The organism is Aeromicrobium sp. Root344 (assembly GCF_001425755.1).
Classification (GTDB): domain Bacteria; phylum Actinomycetota; class Actinomycetes; order Propionibacteriales; family Nocardioidaceae; genus Aeromicrobium.
In genome coordinates this window covers 1,115,736-1,138,380 of record NZ_LMDH01000001.1, presented here as the reverse complement: position 1 = coordinate 1,138,380, position 22,645 = coordinate 1,115,736, and the positions used below count along the sequence as shown (strand labels likewise).

Sequence of the window (22,645 nt, the reverse complement as noted above, 5' to 3'; positions counted from 1 at the left end):
CGTAGTCAAAAACGAGAACGTGTTCTAGTCTTGGGCTCATGCCACTGAACATTGCCGACTTGTTCGAGCACGCCGTCGACGCCGTACCCGACCGTCCGATCCTCCAGGTCGGGCCCCGCAAGCTGACCTACGCCGAGCTGGAGTCGCAGGCCAACCAGCTCGCGCACTTCCTTGCGTCCCAGGGCATCGGCAAGGGCGACCACGTCGGGATCTACGCCAAGAACAGCCTCGAGCACGTGGTGTCGCTGCTGGCGATCTTCAAGATCCGCGCCGTCGCGATCAACGTCAACTACCGCTACGTCGAGAATGAGCTCAGCTACCTCATCGACAACTCCGACATGGTCGCGCTGCTGCACGAGCGCCCGTACGCCGGCATGGTCGCCCGTACGGTCCCGAACCACCCGGCCGTCAAGACGATCGTGGCGATGCCCGACCCGACGGACCCTGACAGCGACGCCGACCTGACGCCGTTCGGCGGCATCACGTGGGACGAGGCGCTGGCCGGCCAGAGCGCCGATCGTGACTTCGAGGCGCGCAGCGGCGACGACCTCTACATCGTCTACACCGGCGGCACGACCGGCTTCCCCAAGGGCGTCATGTGGCGCCACGAGGACTTCTGGCGCGTGCTCGGTGGCGGCATCGACTTCATGACCGGCGAACGGATCGAGGAGTTCACGCAGTCCGAGAACGCCAGGACCACCGATCCCATGGTGACGTTCCCGCTCAGTCCGCTGATGCACGGCGGCGCCCAGGCCGCGATGCTGATGCACCTGTTCGCGGGGCACCTCACGATCCTCGAGCCGACGTTCAAAGCCGACGAGACCTGGCGAATCATCGACCGCGAGAAGGTGCAGCTGATCTTCATGACCGGCGACGCCATGGCACGTCCGCTGATCGAGGCGTACGGCGCCGGCAGCTACGACGGCAGCTCGCTCGTCGCGATCGCCAGCAGTGCCGCGATCTTCAGCCGCCCGGTCAAGGAGGTCTGGATGAAGGCGTTCCCCAACGCGTTCTTCACCGACTCGATCGGCTCGTCCGAGACCGGGTTCTCCGGCACCGGCTTGCAGGACAGCGACAACATCCAGGGCCAGGGCCCGGTCGTCGCCCTCGGTGCCGAGACCGTCGTGCTCAACGACCACAACCAGCCGATCGACCCGGCCAACATCGGCGCGATCGGCCGGCTCGCCCGTTCCGGCAGTGTCCCGCTGGGCTACTACCGCGACGAGGAGAAGTCGGCGCGTACGTTCCTCGAGGTCGACGGCACGCGCTACTCCGTGCCCGGCGACTACGCCCGCATCGAGAAGGACAACAAGGTGACGCTGCTGGGCCGCGGCTCCAACTGCATCAACACCGGCGGCGAGAAGGTCTACCCCGAAGAGGTCGAGATGGCGCTCAAGAGCCACCCCGACGTGTACGACGCCCTCGTGGTCGGCCTGCCCGACGAGAAGTGGGGCCACCACGTCTCGGCGGTCATCCAGTCCCGGTCCGACGAGCCGCCCACGCTCGAGGACCTGCAGACCCACCTCCGCACGCTGCTGTCCGGCTACAAGCTGCCGCGGTCCGTCGCGTACGTCGAGGAGATCCCGCGCACCGCCACGGGCAAGGCCAACTACCCGGCCGCCAAGGACATCGCCGAGGCCGCACAGGGAGCTGTCGCCGATGCGCACTGAGCTCTGCGACCGCTTCGGGATCCAGTACCCGATCTTCGCCTTCACCCCCTCCGAGCACGTCGCCGCGGCAGTCTCACGCGCCGGTGGTCTGGGCGTGCTCGGCGCCGTACGCTTCAACGACGCTGACGAGCTCGACCGCACCCTCGACTGGCTCGACGACAACACGGACGGCAAGCCGTACGGCGTCGACGTCGTGATGCCGATGAAGGTGCCGACCGAGGGCAAGGCCGTCGACCTCAAGGCGATGATCCCCGACGAGCACATCAGCTTCGTCGAGCGCACCTTGCAACAGCTCGGCGTGCCGCCGCTGCCCGAGGGTGAGGGCCGTGACGGCGTCCTCGGCTGGCTGCACTCCGTCGCCCGCTCACACGTCGACGTGGCGCTCAACCACCGGCCCGTGCTGATCGCCAACGCGCTGGGCTCGCCGCCCAAGGACGTCATCGACCAGGCGCACGCGGCCGGCGTGCAGGTTGCCGCGTTGGCCGGAGCGGCGAAGCACGCGCTGTCGCACGTCGCCAACGGCGTCGACATCATCATCGCGCAGGGCTACGAGGCCGGCGGGCACACCGGCGAGATCGCCAGCATGGTGCTGACCCCGGAGATCGTCGACGCGGTGGGACCCGACGTCGCGGTCCTCGGCGCCGGCGGCATCGGTCGTGGCCGCCAGGTCGCGGCGTCGCTCGCGCTCGGCGCGCAGGGTGTGTGGACCGGCTCCGTGTGGCTGACGACCGAGGAGTACCAGAACCTCAACACCAACGCCGGCATGACCGAGGCGTTCCTGCGGGCGTCGAGCGCCGACACCGTGCGGACGCGCATCTACACCGGCAAGCCCGCCCGCCTGCTCAAGACCAAGTGGACGCAGGCGTGGGACGAGGAGGAGGCACCGTCACCGCTGCCGATGCCGCTGCAGAACCTGCTGGTGGCCGACGCGCACAGCCGGATGAACTCCGCCGGCAACCCCGACGTCATCTCGATGCCGGTGGGCCAGATCGTCGGCTCGATGAACGAGGTCCGCCCCGTCGCCGAGGTCATGGCCGACCTGATCAACGAGTACGAAGAGACCGTCAAGCGCCTGTCGTCGCTCTGAACCCCCGCGATGTCGGCACTTGTGCAGGTGAATCGACCCGATTCCGGTGCACAAGTGCCGACATCGTGGGGCTAGGCGTACGCCGTGCCGCGTTCTTCCCTCGTCCACGTGACGTCGGTGGTGCCGGCCGCGGTCAGCTCGCGGTGCAGCACCTTGTGCGTCGCCGTGCGCGGGAGGTCGTCGACAAGACGTACGTAGCGCGGCCGTGCCTTGGGCGACAGGTCGGCCTGCTCGTCGAGGAACCACGCGAAGTCGTCCGGCCCCAGCTCGCCGCGCAGCACCAGCGCCGCCGCCACCTGGTCGCCGGAGCGCTCGTCCGGCACGGCGTAGACGGCGGCCTGGTCGATCGCTGGATGCCGCAGGAGGATCCGCTCGATCGGAGCACACGCGAGGTTCTCGCCGTCGACCCGTAGCCACGCGGCCGTACGCCCGGCGAACCAGACCCACCCCTCGGCGTCGCGGTAGGCGAGGTCGCCCGACCAGTACATGCCGCCGCGCATCCGCTCGGCCGTCGCCTCGTCGTCGTTGTAGTAGCCGGCGAACTGCCCGGCGCCGGTGGTGTTGACGAGCTCGCCGACGCACTCGTCCAGGTTGAGCACCTGGCCGTCCTCGTCGAGCTCGGCCCTCGGGCACTCGACGCCGGTCTCGGGGTCGAGCACGGCCACCCCCTCGCCCGGCCAGCCCAGCGCGCCGGCGGGGGTGCCCTCGATCCGGCTGACGATGACGGCGTTCTCGGTCGAGCCGAACCCGTCGACGACCACGCACCCGAACCGCTCCCCGAACGCACGGATGTCCCGGTCGCCGGCCTCGTTGCCGAACACCAGCCGCAGCGGGTTGTCCGCGTCGTCGGGGCGCTCCGGCGTCGCGAGCACGTACGTCAGGGGCTTGCCGACGTACGACGCGTACGTCGCGCCGAAGCGGCGTATGTCCGACAGGAACTCCGACGCCGAGAACTTCTCCCGCAGGGCCACCGCGGCGCCCGTGACGAGCGCCGGTGCCCAGCCCGCCATCACGGCGTTGGAGTGGAACAGGGGCATCGCGACGTAGTGCACGTCGTGGGCGGTGAGCCCGAACCGCTCGCTGAGGTACGCCCCCGGATAGGTCACCTTCTCGTGCGTGATGCGTACAGCCTTGGGCCGGCCGCTGGTGCCCGACGTGAAGATCAGCATGAAGAGGGAGGCTTTCGTTGGTGTCCTTTCGACAGGCTCAAGGACCTTTTCTGCACCCGCCCAGTCGGGCGCGTCCGTGTCGATCACCCGGATGCCGGACAGGTCGAGCCCGTCCAGGAGGTGCCGCTGCGTAGCGTCCGTGAGCAGCACCTGCACGTCCGCCCGCTCGAGGTCCGCCACGATCGCGTCGCCGCGGCGGGTGCTGTTGATGCCCACGGCAACGTGCCCGCCGAGCCCCGCGGCGGCGAGGCCGAGCAGCATCTCCGCCGTGTTGTCCATCAACAGCCCGACGTGCGGCGGCCGCTCCGGATCGAGGGCGCGACGCAGAGCCGCAGCCCGCGCCGAGGCGTCGGCGACGAGCTCCCGCCACGTCCACGTACGTTCGTGGGTCAGCAGTGCCGGGGTGTCCTGCTCGGCACGCGCCAGGAGGAGGTCCCGGATGGTCACGCGGGTCCGGCGGCCAGGAGCCGGCCGAGGCGCAGCGCCTGCTCCGTCGCCCCGCCGTACTGCTGCTCGTAGCGTGTCGCGGCGGTGAAGTAGCGGTGCGCGACGCCGTCGAGGTCGACCCCGACGCCGCCATGGACGTGCACCGTCGTGTGCGCGATGCGGTGCCCGGCGTCGGCGGCCCAGAGCTTGGCCGTGGCGATGGCTTCCTCGGCAGGCAGGCCCTCGGCGAGCCGCCAGGCCGCCTGCCACACCGTGAGCGCCTGGAACCGGGTGTCGATGTAGCCGTCGGCGAGCCGCTGCGAGACCGCTTGGAACGTCGCGATCGGCCGGTCGAACTGCTGGCGCGTCTTGGCGTACTCCGCCGTCAGGGCGACCGCACCCTCGGTGACGCCGAGCTGAACAGCGCAGGAGGCGACCGTGAGGAGGTCGGCCAGGTGCGCGGCATCGTCGATCCGGCGGTCGGCCGGCACGCGTACGTCGTCGAGCTCCAGGAGTCCCGCCACGTCGCCGTCGCTGAGGTGCTGCTCCCGGACGCCGAGGCCGCTGGTGCCGGCGTCGACGAGGAAGACCGCGGCGCCGTCGGCAGTCGAGGCGCTCACGAGGAACGAGGTCGCGACGGTGGCGGCCGGGACGAGGTACTTGGTGCCGGTCAGCACGTACGCCTCACCGTCGACGATCGCCGTGGTGGTCGGTGCCGTCGGGGCGTGGTCGTGCTCCTCGGTGATCGCGCAGCTCAGGACGTCGGCGGCGAACCCGAGACGCTGCTGCTCGGCGCTGCCGCGCTCCCTGAGGAAGAAGCGTGCGGCGGCGTCGGTGGCGAGCGGTACCGGGGCGACGGTCCGGCCGACCTCGACCAGCACGCGGCACAGCTCGACGAGGCCGAGCCCCGCCCCGTCGTGCGCCTCGGGGGTCGTGAGGCTGCGCAGACCGGCGTCCCCGAGCGCGCGCCACAGCACGGCGTCGAAGCGGTCGCCGGCAGCTTCGACCTCGGCCAGCCGCTCGGGCTTGGTGTGGTCGGCCAGGATCGTCGCGGCCAGCGCGGCGGCGTCGTCGGCCTCGGGAGAGAACGTGAAGTCCATGCGATGTCCTAGCGCTGTGCGGCCGGGAGGCCGAGTCCGACGTAGCCGATGATGTCGCGCTGGATCTCGTTGGTGCCGCCACCGAACGTCATCACGAGCGACGAGCGGAAGTAGCGCTCGAGCCGGCCGGCGAGCACGGCACCGGGGGAGTCGGCGGCGATGCCGGCGGCAGGGCCGACGACCTCCTTGAGCGCGCGGTAGACCTCGATCGCGAGCTCCGAGCCGTAGACCTTGATCGCCGAGGCGTCGGCCGGCGAGAGCGTGTCGATCTCGGTCGCGAGCTTCCAGCCCATCAGGGTCAGGGCATCCGTGCGCGCCTGGGCTCGGCCGAGCAGGATCTGCACCCACTCGTGGTCGATGATGCGTACGCCGTAGGCGTCCTTGGTCTGCTGCGCCCAGTCGGTGACGAGCTCGATCGAGTGCACCAGGGGCGCCGACGAGGTGAGCGCGACGCGCTCCCGGTTGAGCTGGTTGGTGATGAGCGCCCAGCCGCCGCCGCGGCCGCCGATGAGGTTGTCGGCCGGCACGCGTACGTCGTCGTAGTACGTCGCGCTCGTGCCGACCCCGGCGAGCGTGTGGACCGGCGTGTAGGAGAAGCCCTTGGCGTCCGCCGGAACGAGGATCATCGACAGGCCCTTGTGACGGGGCAGGTCGGGGTCGGTGCGGCAGGCCATCCAGATCCAGTCGGCGTACTGGATCAGCGAGGTCCACATCTTCTGGCCGTTGATGACCCACTCGCCGGTCGACTCGTCGAGCTCGGCGCGCGTGCGCAGCGACGCCAGGTCGGTGCCGGAGCCGGGCTCGGAGTAGCCGATCGAGAAGTGCAGCTCGCCCTGGACGATCCGGGGAAGGAAGTACTCCTTCTGCTCCTGCGTGCCGTAGCGCATGATCGTGGGGCCCACGGTGTTGAGCGTCAGGTAGGGGATCGGCACGCCCGCGACCGCGGCGACGTTGGTGAAGATCAGCTCGTCGACCATCGAGCGGTTCTGCCCGCCCCACTCCTCGGGCCAGCCCATGCCGAGCCAGCCGTCGGCGCCGAGCTGGCGGATGACGTCCTTGTAGACCGTGACGTCCCCGAACTCGCCGGAGGACGCTGCAAGCGCAGCCCTTCGCTCAGGGGTGACCAGCTCGGAGAAGTAGCCCTTCAGCTCGTCACGAAGGCGAAGCTGGTCGGCTGTCAGGGCGACGTACATGTGGTAAAACTATAACGTGTTCTCGTTTTGGTCCACTGCGGCCCGTGATTTCGGAGGCAAATCGTGACTGAGACCCGCGTACTCGACGCCGGCTCCGTACCGGAGCGCTTCGCTCGTGGCTGGCACTGCCTCGGCCTCGAACGCGACTTCACCGACGGCAAGCCGCACTCCGTCGAGGCCTTCGGCGGCAAGCTCGTCGTGTGGAGCGACTCGCAGGGTGAGCTGCACGTGCTGGACGGCTACTGCCGGCACATGGGCGGTGACCTGACGCAGGGCACCGTCAAGGGCGACGAGATCGCGTGCCCGTTCCACGACTGGCGCTGGGGCGGCGACGGCAAGTGCAAGGCCATCCCCTACGCCAAGCGCGTCCCGCTACGCGCACGTACGCAGCGCTACGAGAGTGTCGTCCGCAACGGGATGCTGATGATCTGGCACGACCCCGAGGGCAGCGCCGCCGACCACGAGAGCCTCCCGCCGGTCCTCGAAGGCGTCGGCACGGACAAGTACACCGAGTGGACCTGGAACGTCATCGAGGTCGACAACGCCCACTGCCGCGAGATCATCGACAACGTCGTCGACATGGCGCACTTCTTCTACATCCACTTCGCGTTCCCGACCAACTTCCGCAACGTCTTCGAGGGCGACAAGGCCACGCAGTTCATGGAGTCGACCGGCCGGCCCGACATGAAGGCCGAGGGCTACGGCGACGAGGACCTGGTGCTCAAGTCCGAGGCGACCTACTTCGGGCCGTCCTACATGATCAACTGGCTCGACACCGACTACAAGGGCTTCCTGACCAAGGTCATCTTGATCAACTGCCACATCCCGACGGGCCCCAACTCGTTCAACCTGCAGTACGGCCTGTGCGTCGAGAAGCCCGAGGGTGTCGACGAGGCCACGGCGAAGTACATCGGCGACAAGTACGCCGAGACGTTCGAACAGGGCTTCCTGCAGGATGTCGCGATCTGGCAGAACAAGGCACCCGTCCAGAACCCCCTCCTCTGCGAGGAGGACGGCCCGGTCTACCAGCTGCGCCGCTGGTACGAGCAGTTCTACGTCGACCGCGCCGACATCGAGCCCGAGATGGTCGAACGGTTCGAGTTCGAGGTCGACACGACCAAGGCCAACGAGAACTGGCGGGCCGAGGTGGCCGAGAACCTCGCGCGCAAGGAGGCCGAGGACCGTGCCGCCGCGGAGAACGCCGTCGAGACGGCTGACGCCTGATGGCGTACATCGTCCCGTCCCTCCGGGAGACCCTGGAGGACCGGGAGCTCTACACCCGCAGCAGCCTCTCGGACGTGACGTGCCGGCAGTGCCAGGCGCAGGTCATGGTGCGCAAGAACAGCGAGCACCACACCTCGATCCAGTGGACCCGCGAGGCCGTCGAGACGTGTGCGGTGTTCTCCGACCTCGACCAGCGAGAGGACGGCCGCCCCGTCCACTCGGCCTGCCCCCAGCTGGTGGCGTCGATCGAGTACGCCGTGAGCGAGGGCATGGTCACGGTGGGCGCCGGGGTCGACCCGGCCGGGCTCGACCGGGACCGCAGGGCCGATGACTGACGACTCGTTCGAGCTGGAAGTGCTCGACGTCATCGAGGAGACCGGCGAGGCCCGCTCGGTCGTCCTTGATCCCGGCGAGCACCGCGAGCACTTCGCCTACACGCCGGGCCAGTTCCTCACGGTCGCCGTGCCGAGCGACCGCACGGGGCTCGTCGCGCGCAGCTACTCCCTCTCGTCGACACCGGCCGAGGACGGGCCGCTGACCATCACGGTCAAGCGCACGCCCGACGGCTATGCCTCGGGGTGGATCTGCTCCGAGCTGCGTCCCGGCGACCGGCTCCGGGTGCTGCCGCCGAGCGGGATCTTCACGCCCAAGAACCTCGACGCCGACCTGCTGCTGTTCGCCGGCGGCAGCGGCATCACGCCGGTCATGTCGATCATCCGCACGTGCCTGGCCCGCGGGTCCGGTCGGATCGTGCTGTTCTACGCCAACCGCGACGAGCGCTCCGTGATCTTCGGGGCCGCCCTCAAGGAGCTCGCCGCCGAGCACCCCGACCGCCTGCTCGTCGTGCATTGGCTCGAGTCGGTGCAGGGCCTGCCGTCGCAGGACCAGCTGCGGGCATTCGCGGCACAGTACGTCGACCGGGATGCGTTCGTCTGCGGTCCGGGGCCGTTCATGGCGGCGACGGTGTCCGCGCTCAAGGAGCTCGAGTTCCCCCGTGAGCGCCGCCACCAGGAGAAGTTCGTCTCGCTGGGCGGCAACCCGTTCGAGACCACCGCCGAGCGAGAGCCCGGCGCGGACGATGCCGAGGACGACGCCGCGGCCCCGGCCCAGCCCGCCATCGGCCAGGTGCACCTGCAGGTCGACCTCGACGGCGTCGACTACGAGTTCGACGACTGGCGGCCCGGCACGACGCTGCTGGAGCATCTCGAGAGCAAGGGCATCAAGGCGCCCTACTCGTGCCGCGAGGGCGAGTGCTCCGCGTGCGCGATCCGGCTGCTGGAGGGCGAGGTCACGATGCGCGCCAACGACATCCTCGAGGACGAGGATCTCGCCGACGGCATCCGCCTCGGCTGCCAGAGCGAGCCCGCGTCCGAGAAGGTCCGGGTGACCTACTCGTGAGCGACAAGCCGCAGAACACCGAGATCCCGGCTGCCCTGCCGGCCGACACCGTCGCGTCGTGGTCCGACGAGGTCGATGTGCTCGTCATCGGCGCCGGCATGGCCGGCACGGCGGCGGCGATCGAAGCGGCCGACGCAGGAGCGCGGGTCCTGGTCATCGACCGGGGCGGCCGCCTGTCGTGCACCAGTGCGATGGCGGGTGGTCACTTCTACCTCGGCGGCGGCACCGCGGTGCAACAGGTCTCCGGCTACGACGACACCCCCGAGGAGATGGCGAAGTATCTCCAGGCCGTCTCGCCCGACTGCGACCCGGAGAAGATCCGGCTCTACAGCGAGGGCAGCGTCGAGCACTTCGGCTGGCTCGAGTCGCTGGGCTTTGAGTTCGAGCGCTCGTTCTACCCCGACAAGAGCGTCATGGCGCCGGGCACCCAAGGCGTCATGTTCACCGGCAACGAGAAGGTGTGGCCGTTCCACGACCTCGCCAAGCCGGCGCCGCGGGGGCACCAGCCGCCGGTCGTCGGCGACTCCGGTGGCGGTGCGCTGGTGCTCGACCTTGCGCTCAAGCGGCTCGACGAGCTCGGCGTGGAGGTGCGCTTCGAGACCGGGGCCACGGCCCTGGTGACCGAGGGTGACCGTGTGGTCGGCGTGACCTGGAAGCGGTTCACCGAGACCGGCGCCATCAGCGCCGACACTGTCGTCGTCGCAGCCGGCGGCTTCGTCATGAACCCCGACATGGTGCACGCGTTCGCACCGCCCCTCGAAGCACTGCTCGCTCGGGGCATGGCGCTCGGCAACACGTACGACGACGGTCTCGGCATCCGGCTCGGCGAGTCGGTCGGCGGCGCCACCGAGCACATGGACGGCGCGTTCCTGACCGCCCCGTTCTATCCACCCGGCGACCTGGTCAAGGGCATCTGCGTCAACAGCCAGGGTGAGCGATTCGTCGCCGAGGACTCCTATCACTCCAGGACCTCGGCGTTCGTGTTCGACCAGCCCGGGCAGAAGGCCTGGCTGATCCTCGACTCGGTGCACATGGCCGAGCCGGCGTACGGGCTGCAACCGCTCGTCGACGGCTGGGAGACCGTCGCCGAGATGGAGGTCGGCCTCGGCGTCCCCGAGGGCTCGCTCGCCCGCACGCTCGACGACTACAACGCGGCCGCGCGCGACGGCCGTGACCCCGCGTTCCACAAGGCGGCGGACTACGTCGCACCGCTCGACCAGCCGCCCTACGGGGCATACGACCTCACGCCCGGCCAGGCCTTCTACAGCGGCTTCACGTGCGGCGGGCTGCGCGTGGACCCCGACGGTCGCGTGCTCCGTGACGACCGCAGCGTCGTCGACGGTCTCTACGCCGCAGGCGCCTGCGCCTCCAACATCGCGGTCGACGGCAAGGGCTATGCCTCGGGCACGCAGCTCGGCGAGGCCTCGTTCTTCGGCCGTCGTGCCGGGCGCCATGCCGCGAGCAGAACCCGCAAAAACGTAACGCAGGTCACACCGGGTCGTTACTCTACTGAAGTCGCCACGGCACCATCGACAGGCGCTCTTCCCAGCGGGTCCCGTCACCCCGGAGCCGACGGACCACAGGAGGAGTCATGGGCCTGAGCGTCGCATCCGTGGTCCGTGGACCCGGACACATCGCCGCCATGGCGTGGGACGTCATCAAGCTGACGTTCACCACGCGGTTCCAGCTCCGCGAGTTCGTCGAGCAGGCATGGTTCGTCGCGAGCGTCACCCTGATGCCGACGATCCTCGTCTCGATCCCGTTCGGCGCGGTGATCGCCCTGCAGGTCGGCAACCTCACGGGGCAGCTCGGCGCCCAGTCGTTCGCCGGCGCCACCGCGGTGCTCGCCACCGTCCGCGAGGCCGCACCGATCGCCGCCGCACTGATCATCGCGGGCGCCGCCGGCTCGGCGATCTGCTCGGACCTCGGGGCGCGCAAGATGCGCGAGGAGATCGACGCGATGGAGACCCTCGGCATCGACCCGATCGCCCGCCTCGTCGTGCCGCGTGCTCTCGCGACCGTGACCGTCGCAGTGCTCATGAACGGCATCGTCATCACCGCCGGCATCGCCGGCGGCTACTACTTCACCGTCATCGTCCAGGGCGGCTCCGCCGGCGCGTTCCTCGCCTCGTTCACGGCACTCGCCACGCTGCCGGACATCTACGTCTCCATGATCAAGGCGGCGATGTTCGGCTTCCTCGCGGCGATCGTCGGGTCCTACAAGGGCCTCAGCGCCGGCGGTGGTCCTGCGGGCGTGGGCCGGGCCGTCAACGAGTCGGTGATCCTCTCGTTCATGCTGCTGTTCCTGTTGAACTCGATCATCACGGCGCTCTACTTCCAGTTCGTCCCCCAGGCAGGACTGTGATGAGCGTTCTCACCGAGATCCGTACCTCCGCCGTCAAGTCCGGGCGCACGCGCCTGGAGACGATGGGCGACCAGCTGCTGTTCTACGCCCGGGCGCTGAGCTGGGTCCCCAAGGTGCTGACGAGCTACCGCAAGGAGGTCGCCAAGACGCTGGCCGAGGTCGTGTTCGGCGTCGGCGCGCTCTCGGTCATCGCCGGCACGGTGGGCGTCATCGCCTTCCTCGCGTTCTTCGCCGGCACCGAGGTCGGCCTGCAGGGCTATGCGTCGCTGAGCCAGATCGGTGTCGCGAAGTTCACGGCGTTCATCTCGGCCTACTTCAACACCCGCGAGGTCGCACCCCTGGTGTCCTCGATCGCCCTGGCCGCCACGGTCGGGTGCGGCTACACCGCCCGGCTCGGCGCGATGCGGATCTCGGAGGAGATCGACGCGCTCGAGGTCATGGGCGTGCCGTCCCTGCCGTTCCTCGTGACCACCCGCATGATCGCCGGGTTCATCGCGGTGATCCCGCTCTACACCGTCGCGCTGCTGGCGTCCTACCTGTCACCACGGCTGATCACGGTCATGATCTACGGCGAGTCGGCCGGCACGTACGACCACTACTTCCGGCAGTTCCTGCCACCCGTCGACATCCTGTGGTCGTTCGGCAAGATGCTCGTCCTGGCCATCGCCATCATCTTGATCCACTGCTACTACGGCTACACCGCGTCGGGTGGACCGGCCGGCGTCGGCCTCGCCGTCGGCAAGGCGATCCGCTCATCGATCGTCACCGTCGTGGTCGCCAACTTCTTCCTGAGCTTCGCGATCTGGGGATCGACGACGACCGTGCGGATCACGGGGTAGCCGATGCTCGTCAACCTCGTCCACGACACCCCGCGGGAGCATCGACGGCTCTGGGTCGCCGGTGTGGCCTACCTCGTCTCGATCGCGTTGCTGGTCGGCCTGTCGATCGCGATCTACAACAAGGCGTTCACCAACAGCACCAACGTCACCGTGGTCACTGATCGGGCCGGCCTGCAGCTCGCCAGGTTCAGCGACGTACGCCTGCACGGTGCCCTCGTGGGGCACGTCAAGAGCATCGCGAGCGACGGCAAGCGGGCCCGGATCACGATGGCGCTCAACCCCGACTCGGCGCGCACGATCCCCAGCAACGTCGAGGTGCAGATCCTGCCGACGACGCTGTTCGGCCGCAACTACATCCAGCTGATCCCGCCCAAGACCGGCACGGCGACCGGCCAGACCCTGCGCGACGGCTCCGTCGTCCCGCACGAGCGGGTCACGACCAACGTCGCGCTCCAGAGCATCCTCGCCAACCTGTTCCCGCTCCTGCGCTCGGTGCGGCCGGCCGACCTCAACGCGACGTTGTACGCCATCGCGCACGGGCTGCAGGGCAAGGGCGACCAGCTCGGCGACACGTTCGAGGTGCTGGACGACTACCTCAACCGGGTCAACGTCAAGCTGCCCACGCTGCGCAAGGACCTGTCGCTGCTGTCGCAGGTCTCCCACACGTACGACCTGGCCGCGCCCGACCTGATCCGGCTGCTGCGCAACGCGACCGTGACCGCCAAGACGCTGACCGACAAGCAGGGCGAGCTCGACCGGGCCCTCGGCAGCATCACCGGACTCGCCAGCACGACCCGCGTGACGCTGTCCGAGAACGAGCAGGCGCTGATCGACCAGACCCGGTCGGGCCGGCCGCTGCTGGCGTTGCTCGACACCTACTCGCCCGAGCTCAAGTGCCTGCTGACCGGGCTCGACCGTCAGCGGCCCAACGCCAGCAACGTCTTCCAGGGCGGCATCATCCACCAGACGCTCGAGCTGGGCGCCCCCCAGCGAAGTGCCTACACCGCCGCAGACGCGCCCGAGTACGGCGAGGTCGGGCACGGCCCGTGGTGCCTCGGGCTGCCGGACAACTACCTGGTACCGGCCCCCTTCGAGCCCCTCAAGGACGGCTCCGACAAGGACGATCCGGACGGGGGCATCGGATGACCAGCCGCGACACGACGTTCGCCATCGCGGCGATCAAGCTCGGCATCTTCACCCTGGTCTCGGTCCTGGTGACCGCGGGACTCGTCGTGATCATGGGCAACTTCGGCATGGGCTCGTTGGTGCAGTACAAGGCCGTGTTCACGAGCGCCTCGGAGCTGACGTCGGGTGATGACGTACGCATCGCCGGCGTCGTCGTGGGCAAGGTCAAGGACGTCAAGATCTACCACCGCGACCAGGCGCTCGTGACGTTCGAGGTCCAGGACGACGTCCCGGTCACCGAGGACTCGCGGGCCAGCATCCGGTTCCTCAACCTGATCGGCGACCGTTACATGTCGCTGTCGGAGGGCAAGGAGGGTTCGACCCGCCTGCGGCCGTCGGCGACCCTGCCGGTCGACCGCACGACGCCCGCGCTCAACCTGACCGAGCTCTTCCAGGGCTTCCAGCCGCTCTTCGCGGCGCTGCGCCCCGAGGACGTCAACGAGCTGTCGCTCAACCTCATCCAGGTGCTCCAGGGTGAGGGCGGCACGGTGCAACAGCTGCTCGCCAACACCGCGTCCCTGACCAACACGCTGGCCGATCGCGATCAGCTCATCGGCGACGTGATCACCAACCTGAGCACGTTGATGACGACGGTCGACGACCACCACCAGCAGCTCGACGAGCTGCTGACGAGCATGCGCTCGTGGTTCGGCGACCTGGCCAAGGACCGCAAGGTCATCGGCTCGTCCTTGACCAACATCTCGGCCGTCAGCAAGTCGGTCGCGGACCTGCTGACCGACGGCCGGCCGCTGCTCAAGCAGGACGTCGCGCAGCTCCGCCGCCTGTTCACGGTGCTCGCGAAGCCCCAGAACAAGCAGTACCTCGACCAGACGCTGGACGCGCTGCCGTCGATGCTTGCGAAGCAGACCCGCATCGGCGTCTACGGCTCTTGGTACAACTACTACCTCTGTGAGTTCCACGGCGGCGTCGTCCTGCCCAGCGCGATCATGGACGCGCTGCCGGCCTCGGCGCAGAAGCAGATGTCGGACTTCACGCTCTACAGCCGCGCGAAGAGGTGTCAGTGATGGCACGCCGCAATGACTCCCGCATCCTGCAGATCGGCATCATCTCCTTGGCGATGCTGCTGCTCGTGATGGTCGCGTCGTTCAACCTGCAGAAGTTGCCCTGGCTGCGGGGCACGACCTATCACGCCGAGCTCACCGACGCGTCGGGCCTGCGCACCGGCAGCGAGGTCCAGGTCGCCGGCATCCGGGTGGGCCGCGTCAACAAGCTGAGCATCGGCACCCAGAAGGTCGTCGTCGACTTCGACGTCTCGGGTGCGACCCTGGGCCGCTCGACGCGGGCCAGCGTCGAGGTCAAGAGCCTGCTGGGCGAGAAGTTCCTCAACATCAAGCCCGAGGGCAGCGGCACGATGGCGGCCGGCGCCACCATTCCGTTGTCGCGCACCGACGTCACGTTCGACATCGTCAGCACGCTCGGCGAGCTCACGACACAGACCGAGCAGACCAACAAGAAAAACCTCACGACGGCGCTGGACTCGCTCGCGGAGGTCATCAACTCAGCGGCGCCCGAGGTGCACACGAGCTTCAGCGGGCTGTCCCGTCTCTCCAAGACGATCGCCTCACGCGACGAGGAGATCGAGAAGCTGCTGCGCCGCTCGAGCAACGTCACGCAGCTGCTCGACGAGCGCAAGGGCGACCTCGTGACGCTGATGAAGGAAGCCAACCTGGTCTTCCAGGAGCTGCAGACGCGCAAGCAGACGATCCACGAGCTGCTCGTCAACGCCAACAACCTGGCCGCCGAGCTCCAGGGCCTCGTCCAGGACAACCGCAAGCAGCTCAAGCCGACGCTCGACAAGCTCGAGAACGTGCTGTCGTTCCTGCACGCGCGGGAGAACCAGATCGAGACGCTGATCCACAACTACGGGCCGTACGTCAACATCCTCGGCAACATCGTCGGCAGCGGCCCCTGGTTCGACGCGTACGTCCCCAACATCACGGGCGTCTTCACCGGCGAGTTCCTGCCGACAAAGCCCGGAGGTGCCAAATGAGGGGCTTGAGCAGGCGCATGCAGGTCATCGGCGTGGCCCTGATCGCCGCGATGCTGATGCTCGTCGCGTGGGTCGTCGTGCCGGGCGAGCCGTCGCGGACCGTCACGGTGCACTTCGATCGCGCGGTCGGGGTCTACAAGGGGACGCACGTCCGGATCATGGGTGTGCGTGTCGGTGAGGTCACCTCGGTCGTCCCGGAGGGCAACAGCGTCCGGGTCCAGCTGAAGTACGACTCGGAATACAAGCTGCCGGCCGACGCGAAGGCCGCCGTCGTGACGCCGACCCTGGTGGCAGACCGCTACGTCCAGGTCTTCCCGGCCTACTCCAAGGGCCCGGCGATGCCCGACCACGGCGACATCCCGCTCTCGCGGACCCAGACCCCGATCGAGCTCGACCGCATGTTCAAGTCGCTCGACGACCTGGCCGTGACGCTGGGACCCAAGTCCGGCTCGACCAAGGGCGCGCTCGACAACCTGCTCTCGGCCGGCGCCAAAGCGCTCGACGGCAACGGCGCGCTCGGGTCCAAGACGATCCGCAACCTGTCGAACGCCGCCGAGGTGTTCGCGGACAACCGTGGACCGCTGTTCGACAACGTCCGTGCACTGGCGCAGATCACCGACACGCTGGCCCAGAACGACTCGACCGTCCAGACATTCGTCAAGGACCTGTCGTCCGTCTCGGGGCAGCTCGCCGGTGAGCGCGACGAGCTCAAGGACGTCCTGGCCTCGCTCGCGAGGGTGCTCGGCTCGGTGCAGGGCTTCGTGCACGAGAACCGGGCGACGCTCGGCAAGGACATCAACCTGCTGAGCAGCCTGCTCGAGCGCGTGGACCGGCAGAAGGACGCCCTCGGCCTGGTCGTCCAGAAGGGTTCGCTGGCGATGAGCAACCTCGCCCTGGCGTTCGAGCCCAGCACGGGCACCTACGGCTCTCGTGTCCAGGTCGCGCCGGGCCTGCAGTTCCGGCCCGACCAGTTCCTGTGCCAGACCTTGGTCAACATCGGCACGCCGGAGTCGATCTGCGCGACCCTCACCAACCTGCTCCAGCCGATCCTGCCGACGACGTCGGGCCAGTCCACCACGACGCAGAAGCCGGCCAAGCAGCCGACCGCCTCGGCGCCCGTCACGCCCCAGCAGCCGTCGTCCGGCCCCAAGACCGGCCTGCCGGCGCTGCTCGAGCTGCTGGGAGGTGGCTCATGACGAGCCTTCGTCTTCGCGTGGCCATGGGCACGGTGCTTGCGCTCCTGCTGAGCGGCTGCGGATTCAGTGGCATCTACGACGTCCCGTTGCCGGGCAACAAGGTCAACCACGACAACGGCTTCACGATCAAGGCCGACTTCGCCGACGCCCTCAACCTCGTCCCGCGGTCCTCGGTCATGGTCGGAGACGTCCCCGTGGGACAGGTCGAGTCGGTCACCCGCGTCGGCTGGCACGCGCGCGTCACGATGCTGGTCCGCAAGGACGTCGTGCTGCCCGCTGACGCCGAGGCGCAGATCCGCCAGACCAGCCTGCTCGGCGAGAAGTTCGTCGCCCTGTCAGCGCCGCCGGCCGATCCGGATGGCAAGGCGGCCAGCACGGGTCGCCTCGGCCCCAACGACGTCATTCCCATCGGTCGCACGGGCCGCAATCCCGAGGTCGAGGAAGTCCTCGGTGCGTTGTCCCTCGTGCTGACGGGTGGCGGCGTGGGCCAGATCCAGAGCATCACGCACGAGCTCAACGAGATGATGGACGGCCGCACCGGCAAGATCCGCGACGTCCTGGGCGAGGTCGGCACGCTGGTCAGGACGTTGAATTCGCAGAAGGGCGACATCGTCCAGGCCATGGAGTCGATCAACGGCCTCAGCAGCACGCTCGTCGCTGAGAAGCAGACCATCGGCGACGCGCTCGACGCCGCCGGGCCGGCGATCGACGTCCTCCGTGACCAGCACACGCAGCTGGTCCGCATGCTGTCCGAGCTCGATCGCCTCGGTGACGTCGGCACCCGTGTCGTCAACGAGACCAAGGACGACCTGATCGCCGAGCTCGCCCACCTCGAGCCGGTCCTGCGCAGGCTCTCCGACACGGGCGACTCGCTCGTGCCGGGCCTCGTGGCAGCTGCGAGCTATCCGTTCCCCGTCGACGCCGCCGCGGCGATCAAGGGTGACTTCGCCAACGTCGTGTTCAAGATGCAGATCAAGCTGACGCCGATCAGCGAGGGTGGCCTGCTGCCCACGACGCTCCAGGACGTCGTCACGTTGTGCCGGGCCACCCCGGCGGCCCCGATCTGCTCACCGGCGGGCGACGCCGTCGATCAGCTCTGCTCGGTGCTCGCCACCTTGCCGCTGTGCAAGGACACCACGGTGGACGACGTGGCCGCTGCGCTGGCCAAGGCCGAGAAGGAGAGCGGCGCCGCCAAGCCGCCGGCCTCCTCGGGCTCGACGGACACTCCCGGCACGACCACTCCGGACCCGGGCGCCACCGGCGGCGGTTCCGGCGGTGCGCTGGCGAAGCTGCTCGAAGGACTCCTGGGAGGCGGATCGTCATGAGGCGTGGCATCAAGGTCAGGCTCATCGCGTTCGTGCTCCTCAGCGCGCTCGGCACCCTCTACATCGGCGCCTCCTACCTCGGCTTCGTCGACCAGGCGCTCGGACGGGGCTACACCGTGCACGTGGTGCTGCCGGACTCCGGCGGTCTCTACGAGGGCAGCGAGGTCACCTATCGCGGCGTCAGGATCGGCAAGGTCGCCAAGATGGAGGTCGACAACGACGGTCTCAGGGTCGATCTCGCCCTCGAGCACGACACCAAGGTGCCGGCCAGCTCGCCGGTCTTCGTGCACAACCTCAGCGTCGTGGGGGAGCAGTACGTCTCGTTCGAGCCGGCCTCCAAGAAGGGGCCCGTGCTCAAGGACGGTGACACGGTGCACGGCACCAAGGAGAGCCTGCCGCTGGGCGAGGACGTGCTGCTGCAGGACCTCAGCCACTTCGTCTCGAGCCTCAACGGCAGCGAGCTCAACACCGTCGTCAGCGAGCTGGGCACGATGTTCCGTGACAACGCCAACCCCATCCGGTCGATGGTCGACAGCACGCAGGAGTTCATCGAGTCGGCGGCCGACAACGAGTCGGCGACGATCGACCTCCTCGACAACGCCCAGACGGTCCTCCAGACGCAGCAGGACCATGCCGAGGAGATCCGGTCCTTCGCGCGTGATCTCGCGGCGCTCACCGGTACGCTGGCCGCCTCGGACGCCGACGTCCGGCGCATCCTCGCCAAGGGCGGCCCTGCGGCCGACGAGCTCAGGAGCCTGATGAAGACGCTGCGGACCGAGCTGCCGCCGGCGCTCAAGCACCTGACGAGCGTCACCGAGGTGCTCGATGCCCGGCTCCCGGCGCTCGAGCAGCTGCTCGTCACCTTCCCGCGACTCGTCGCGGCGGGCCCTTCGGCGCTCACACCGGGCGACCAGAAGTTCGGCCGGGTCCACCTCAACCTCAACCAGAACCCGCCCGCGTGCACGGAGGGATACCTCCCACCCGGACAATGGCAGCCAACGTCCAAGGAGAGCTTCGTGCCGTACTACCCAGCCGAGTGCGCGTCCGGCCCACCGGTGAACATGCGTGGCATGAAGTACGCGCCTGACCCGATCGACTGGAAGAAGGAACTGGCCGGGGGCGACGAGTGAACCGTACGACCGTGATCAACGGAGTGCTCGGCGTGCTGCTGCTGGCTCTCTGCGCCTGGCTCGTGATGTTCGCCGTACGTGGCGACGCGGCGGCGCCGGGCAGCACGAAGTCGGAGGCGCAGTCCTCGGAGTACTCCGACATCACCCGGGCGGCGCGTGCCGAGACGATGGCGTTCCTCACGGTCGACCACAAGAAGATGGACGAGCTGACCGCTCGCGTGCTCGACGGCGCGACCGGGACGTTCAAGAAGCAGTACCAGTCATCCGTGAAGTCCCTCAAGGAGACCGCGGTCGCCCAGGAGTCGATCTCCAAGGGCAGCGTGGGCGAGATCGGACTGGGCGAGGTCGACCCCGATGCCGCGACGGTGTTCGTGGCCGCCGGCAGCAAGGTGCAGAACAAGGGCACCAACGGCAAGGTCGAGGACCGGTCCTGGCGGATCAAGCTCTCGATGGTCAAGAAGGACGACCGGTGGCTCGTCTCCCAGCTCGAGTTCGTGGGATAACGCGATGGCGAAGCTGAAGCGTGACCAACGAGTCTGCCCGTTCTGCGCGGAGACGATCAAGGCGTCCGCGATCCGGTGCCGGTTCTGCCACTCGGACGTGACTCCGCTGATCGACGCCGAGTCCGGGGCACCCACGACCGAGCAGACCCGGACCAGGTTCCGGCCACGAGCCGAGGCTGCTCCCGAAGCCGCATCCGAGGTCGTTGAGGTCGCCGAGGAGACGGGCGACGCCGACGAGGTCGAGGTTGCCAAGGCCGCGCCTCGCGCGCGGTTCGAGGGACTCTCTCTGCACCAGCGGCTGACCCTGGTGCTCTCGGTGCTGGTCGTGCTCGCCGCGGCCGGCGTCGGCACGTTGTGGTGGCAGGCCGAGCAGGGCTCGGCCACGGTCGCCCCCGGCGGAGCGCTCGTCGGCGACGATGCGCGCACCGAGGTGCTGGTCGCCGGCGCCGACCTCGCGCAGCGCACCCTCTCGTACGACTACAAGACCCTGGCCAACGACATGGAGGTCGCCCGCGCGCGGATGACTCCGGCGTTCCGCAAGCAGTACGACAGCACGATGGCCGAGGTCCGCGCCAACACGACCAAGAACAAGATCGTGCTCCAGACCGTCGCGGTGTCGTCGGCGATCATCAGCGCGACCGAGCACAAGGCCAGGGTCCTGGTGTTCGTCAACCAGACGACGACCGCCGGCACCGGCAAGAACGCCAACCAGCAGGCACTGCAGAACAGCCTCGTGATCACCCTGACCCGCGGTGGCGGTGACTGGGCCATATCCAAACTGAAGATGCTGGGCTAGACTAGAACACGTTCTAGTTCTGTGTGTGAAGCGAGGAGGCGAATCGCTGATGGCAAGGGTTGAGGTCGATTTCGACGCGTGTGAGTCGAACGCCCTGTGCGAGGCCATGGCACCTGACATGTTCTTCGTCGATGACGACGACATGCTGCAGGTCGAGGATCCGACGGTGACCGACGAGAACCGGTCTCGCGTCGAGCGCGCCGTCGCCTCGTGTCCCAAGTCGGCGCTGCGCATCGCGAACGACGCATGACGGGGACGTCACTCGACGGCAAGGTCGCCGTCGTCACGGGCTCTGGTGCGGGCCTGGGCCGTGCCGAGGCGATCGCGCTGGCGACTGCCGGCGCGCGCGTCGTGCTCAACGACCTGCCCGGCGCCGCCGACGACACCGCGTCGGAGATCAAGGCTCTGGGTGGTGAGGTGGCGATCGCCGCAGGCGACGTGGGCGAGCGGTCGACCGCGGACCTGATCATGCAGACCGCTCTCGAGAGCTTCGGCGCGCTCGACATCGTGGTCAACAACGCCGGCGTGACCCGCGACCGGATGCTGTTCAACATGTCCGACGAGGAGTTCGACCTCGTGCTCCGCATCCACCTGCGCGGTCACTTCCTGCTCTCCCGCAACGCCGCGGCCCACTGGCGCCAGGTCGCCAAGGAGACCGGCGCGACGGTCGACGCGAGCGTCATCAACACCGCCTCAGAGGCGTTCCTCACGGGTTCGCCGGGCCAGGCCAACTATGCCGCCGCCAAGGGGGGCATCGCCGCGCTCACCTTGACGACCGCACGCGGTCTCTCCCGCATCGGCGTACGCGCGAACGCCATCTGTCCTCGAGCACGCACCGCGATGACGGCCGACGTGTTCGGCCCCGACGAGTCCGGCAGCGCCGTCGACCCCTACAGCGCGGACCACGTGGCACCCCTCGTCGCCTATCTCGCCTCGCCTGCGGCCAGCCGCATCAGCGGCCAGGTGTTCGTCGTCTACGGAGGAATGGTCGCGCTGCTGGCCGCCCCGGTCGTCGAGCGCAGGTTCGACACCGAAGGCGAGCTCTGGTCCACCGAGGAGCTCGACCGTACGCTCGGCGGCTTCTTCGCCGAACGCGATCCCGAGGTCTCGTTCGCCGCCGACTCCGTCCTCTCGCTCTGACCCACACCACCCTTCACCGAGGAGAACCATGTCCCGTCTCAAGGACAAGCACGCGATCATCACCGGCGCCGCTCAAGGACAGGGTGCCGCCATCGCGCGCGCGTTCGTCGGTGAGGGCGCGCGCGTCATCATCGCCGACGTCGCCGACGGCGAGGCCCTGGCCGAGGAGCTCGGCGACGCGGCGGCCTACTGCCGCCACGACGTCAGCGACCCTGCGTCGTGGGACCAGCTGATCGTCGACGCCGAGGGCCTCCTCGGCGCCCCGGCCAACGTGCTGGTCAACAACGCCGGCGTGCTGCGCTTCGGTGAGGTCGACACGATGCCGTTGGACGACCTCGACCTGCTGATCAGCGTCAACATGCGCGGTTGCTTCCTCGGCATGCGGGCCGTGGCACCGGCGATGAAGCGCCAGCGCCAGGGCTCGATCATCAACTGCTCGTCGGTCGAGGGCCTCGCCGGCATGGCCTCCCTCACGGCGTACACCGGCACCAAGTTCGCGATCCGCGGCATGACCAAGGCGGCCGCGGTCGAGCTCGGTGCGTACGGCGTCCGGGTCAACTCGGTGCACCCCGGCATGATCGACACGGGCATGACCCGCGAGGTCGGCGGCGAGGCCGCGATGCAGTGGGGCGCGACGCGCGTACCGCTCGAACGAGTGGGGACGCCCGACGACGTCGCGCCGTTGTACGTGTACCTCGCCGGCGACGAGAGCGGCTACACGACCGGCGGCGAGTTCGCGGTCGATGGCGGCGTCACGGCCACGCATTCGTTCTATCCCGGCAACAGCGGACAGGGCGGCGCGTCGTGAGATGACCGCCTCATCCCCGAGGCGAGTCGTTGACGATGTGTCAACGAGTGATACAAATCAGTTCCAGACAGTCAATCGGA

Annotated in this window: 22 protein-coding genes; 19 read left to right on the top strand and 3 right to left on the bottom strand. The window is 68.7% G+C overall.

Annotated features, from left to right (window positions below; translation table 11 throughout):
- Positions 1-38: 38 nt before the first annotated feature.
- Positions 39-1,670: an acyl-CoA synthetase gene (locus ASC61_RS05580; RefSeq protein WP_056210305.1), complete on the top strand. Its 1,632-nt coding sequence runs from the start codon at positions 39-41 to the stop codon at positions 1,668-1,670.
- Positions 1,660-2,757, top strand: a complete 1,098-nt coding sequence (locus ASC61_RS05575) for an NAD(P)H-dependent flavin oxidoreductase (RefSeq protein ID WP_056210304.1) — start codon at positions 1,660-1,662, stop codon at positions 2,755-2,757. Before ASC61_RS05580 ends, ASC61_RS05575 begins: the two co-directional genes overlap by 11 nt.
- Before the next feature lie 71 nt (positions 2,758-2,828).
- Here the strand turns inward: ASC61_RS05575 and ASC61_RS05570 are convergent, their stop codons facing one another.
- From ASC61_RS05570 to ASC61_RS05560, 3 genes are read right to left on the bottom strand one after another with little or no spacing between them, the layout of a single operon-like run.
- Positions 2,829-4,373: an AMP-binding protein gene (locus ASC61_RS05570; protein ID WP_056210301.1), complete on the bottom strand. Its 1,545-nt coding sequence runs from the start codon at positions 4,371-4,373 to the stop codon at positions 2,829-2,831.
- Positions 4,370-5,452, bottom strand: a complete 1,083-nt coding sequence (locus tag ASC61_RS05565; protein ID WP_056210299.1) for an acyl-CoA dehydrogenase family protein — start codon at positions 5,450-5,452, stop codon at positions 4,370-4,372. Before ASC61_RS05565 ends, ASC61_RS05570 begins: the two co-directional genes overlap by 4 nt.
- 8 nt (positions 5,453-5,460) lie before the next feature.
- Positions 5,461-6,645 carry an acyl-CoA dehydrogenase family protein gene (locus ASC61_RS05560; protein ID WP_056210297.1) on the bottom strand — a complete coding sequence of 395 codons (1,185 nt, stop codon included), beginning with the start codon at positions 6,643-6,645 and terminating at the stop codon, positions 5,461-5,463.
- A 63-nt stretch (positions 6,646-6,708) separates the two neighbouring features.
- Between ASC61_RS05560 and ASC61_RS05555 the strand changes: the two genes are divergently transcribed.
- The 17 genes from ASC61_RS05555 to ASC61_RS05475 are packed head-to-tail and all read left to right on the top strand — an operon-like array spanning position 6,709 to position 22,565.
- On the top strand, positions 6,709-7,869 hold the full coding sequence (locus ASC61_RS05555) for a Rieske 2Fe-2S domain-containing protein (RefSeq protein ID WP_056210295.1): 1,161 nt from the start codon (positions 6,709-6,711) through the stop codon (positions 7,867-7,869).
- Positions 7,869-8,204 (top strand): hypothetical protein, encoded by a 336-nt coding sequence (locus ASC61_RS05550; protein ID WP_056210293.1) that lies wholly within the window; start codon positions 7,869-7,871, stop codon positions 8,202-8,204. The genes ASC61_RS05555 and ASC61_RS05550 overlap by 1 nt, the downstream gene beginning before the upstream one ends.
- Positions 8,197-9,267 (top strand): ferredoxin--NADP reductase, encoded by a 1,071-nt coding sequence (locus tag ASC61_RS05545; RefSeq protein ID WP_056210291.1) that lies wholly within the window; start codon positions 8,197-8,199, stop codon positions 9,265-9,267. Before ASC61_RS05550 ends, ASC61_RS05545 begins: the two co-directional genes overlap by 8 nt.
- Complete coding sequence (locus tag ASC61_RS05540; protein WP_082530485.1) at positions 9,264-10,868, top strand: FAD-binding protein; 1,605 nt, start codon at positions 9,264-9,266, stop codon at positions 10,866-10,868. Before ASC61_RS05545 ends, ASC61_RS05540 begins: the two co-directional genes overlap by 4 nt.
- Positions 10,859-11,632, top strand: a complete 774-nt coding sequence (locus ASC61_RS05535; protein ID WP_056210289.1) for an MlaE family ABC transporter permease — start codon at positions 10,859-10,861, stop codon at positions 11,630-11,632. Before ASC61_RS05540 ends, ASC61_RS05535 begins: the two co-directional genes overlap by 10 nt.
- Positions 11,632-12,471 carry an MlaE family ABC transporter permease gene (locus ASC61_RS05530; RefSeq protein ID WP_056210287.1) on the top strand — a complete coding sequence of 280 codons (840 nt, stop codon included), beginning with the start codon at positions 11,632-11,634 and terminating at the stop codon, positions 12,469-12,471. The genes ASC61_RS05535 and ASC61_RS05530 overlap by 1 nt, the downstream gene beginning before the upstream one ends.
- A gap of 3 nt (positions 12,472-12,474) precedes the next feature.
- Entirely contained in the window at positions 12,475-13,617 is a 1,143-nt protein-coding gene (locus ASC61_RS05525; protein ID WP_056210284.1) for an MCE family protein, read from the top strand.
- A complete protein-coding gene (locus ASC61_RS05520) occupies positions 13,614-14,681 on the top strand; it encodes an MCE family protein (protein ID WP_056210282.1) in 1,068 nt (355 codons plus the stop codon). Before ASC61_RS05525 ends, ASC61_RS05520 begins: the two co-directional genes overlap by 4 nt.
- Entirely contained in the window at positions 14,681-15,667 is a 987-nt protein-coding gene (locus ASC61_RS05515; protein ID WP_056210280.1) for an MCE family protein, read from the top strand. Before ASC61_RS05520 ends, ASC61_RS05515 begins: the two co-directional genes overlap by 1 nt.
- Before the next feature lie 5 nt (positions 15,668-15,672).
- Positions 15,673-16,863 carry an MCE family protein gene (locus tag ASC61_RS05510; protein ID WP_162243650.1) on the top strand — a complete coding sequence of 397 codons (1,191 nt, stop codon included), beginning with the start codon at positions 15,673-15,675 and terminating at the stop codon, positions 16,861-16,863.
- On the top strand, positions 16,860-18,188 hold the full coding sequence (locus ASC61_RS05505) for an MCE family protein (RefSeq protein WP_082530483.1): 1,329 nt from the start codon (positions 16,860-16,862) through the stop codon (positions 18,186-18,188). Before ASC61_RS05510 ends, ASC61_RS05505 begins: the two co-directional genes overlap by 4 nt.
- On the top strand, positions 18,185-19,318 hold the full coding sequence (locus tag ASC61_RS05500; protein ID WP_056210274.1) for an MCE family protein: 1,134 nt from the start codon (positions 18,185-18,187) through the stop codon (positions 19,316-19,318). Before ASC61_RS05505 ends, ASC61_RS05500 begins: the two co-directional genes overlap by 4 nt.
- 11 nt (positions 19,319-19,329) lie before the next feature.
- Positions 19,330-19,821 carry a hypothetical protein gene (locus ASC61_RS05495; RefSeq protein ID WP_157439391.1) on the top strand — a complete coding sequence of 164 codons (492 nt, stop codon included), beginning with the start codon at positions 19,330-19,332 and terminating at the stop codon, positions 19,819-19,821.
- 4 nt (positions 19,822-19,825) lie between these two features.
- Positions 19,826-20,617 (top strand): hypothetical protein, encoded by a 792-nt coding sequence (locus ASC61_RS05490; RefSeq protein ID WP_056210270.1) that lies wholly within the window; start codon positions 19,826-19,828, stop codon positions 20,615-20,617.
- 49 nt (positions 20,618-20,666) lie between these two features.
- Complete coding sequence (locus ASC61_RS05485; RefSeq protein ID WP_056210268.1) at positions 20,667-20,867, top strand: ferredoxin; 201 nt, start codon at positions 20,667-20,669, stop codon at positions 20,865-20,867.
- A complete protein-coding gene (locus ASC61_RS05480; protein WP_056210266.1) occupies positions 20,864-21,757 on the top strand; it encodes a 3-oxoacyl-ACP reductase in 894 nt (297 codons plus the stop codon). Before ASC61_RS05485 ends, ASC61_RS05480 begins: the two co-directional genes overlap by 4 nt.
- Positions 21,758-21,785: 28 nt before the next feature.
- Entirely contained in the window at positions 21,786-22,565 is a 780-nt protein-coding gene (locus ASC61_RS05475) for an SDR family oxidoreductase (RefSeq protein WP_056210264.1), read from the top strand.
- The last annotated feature ends 80 nt before the right edge of the window (positions 22,566-22,645 follow it).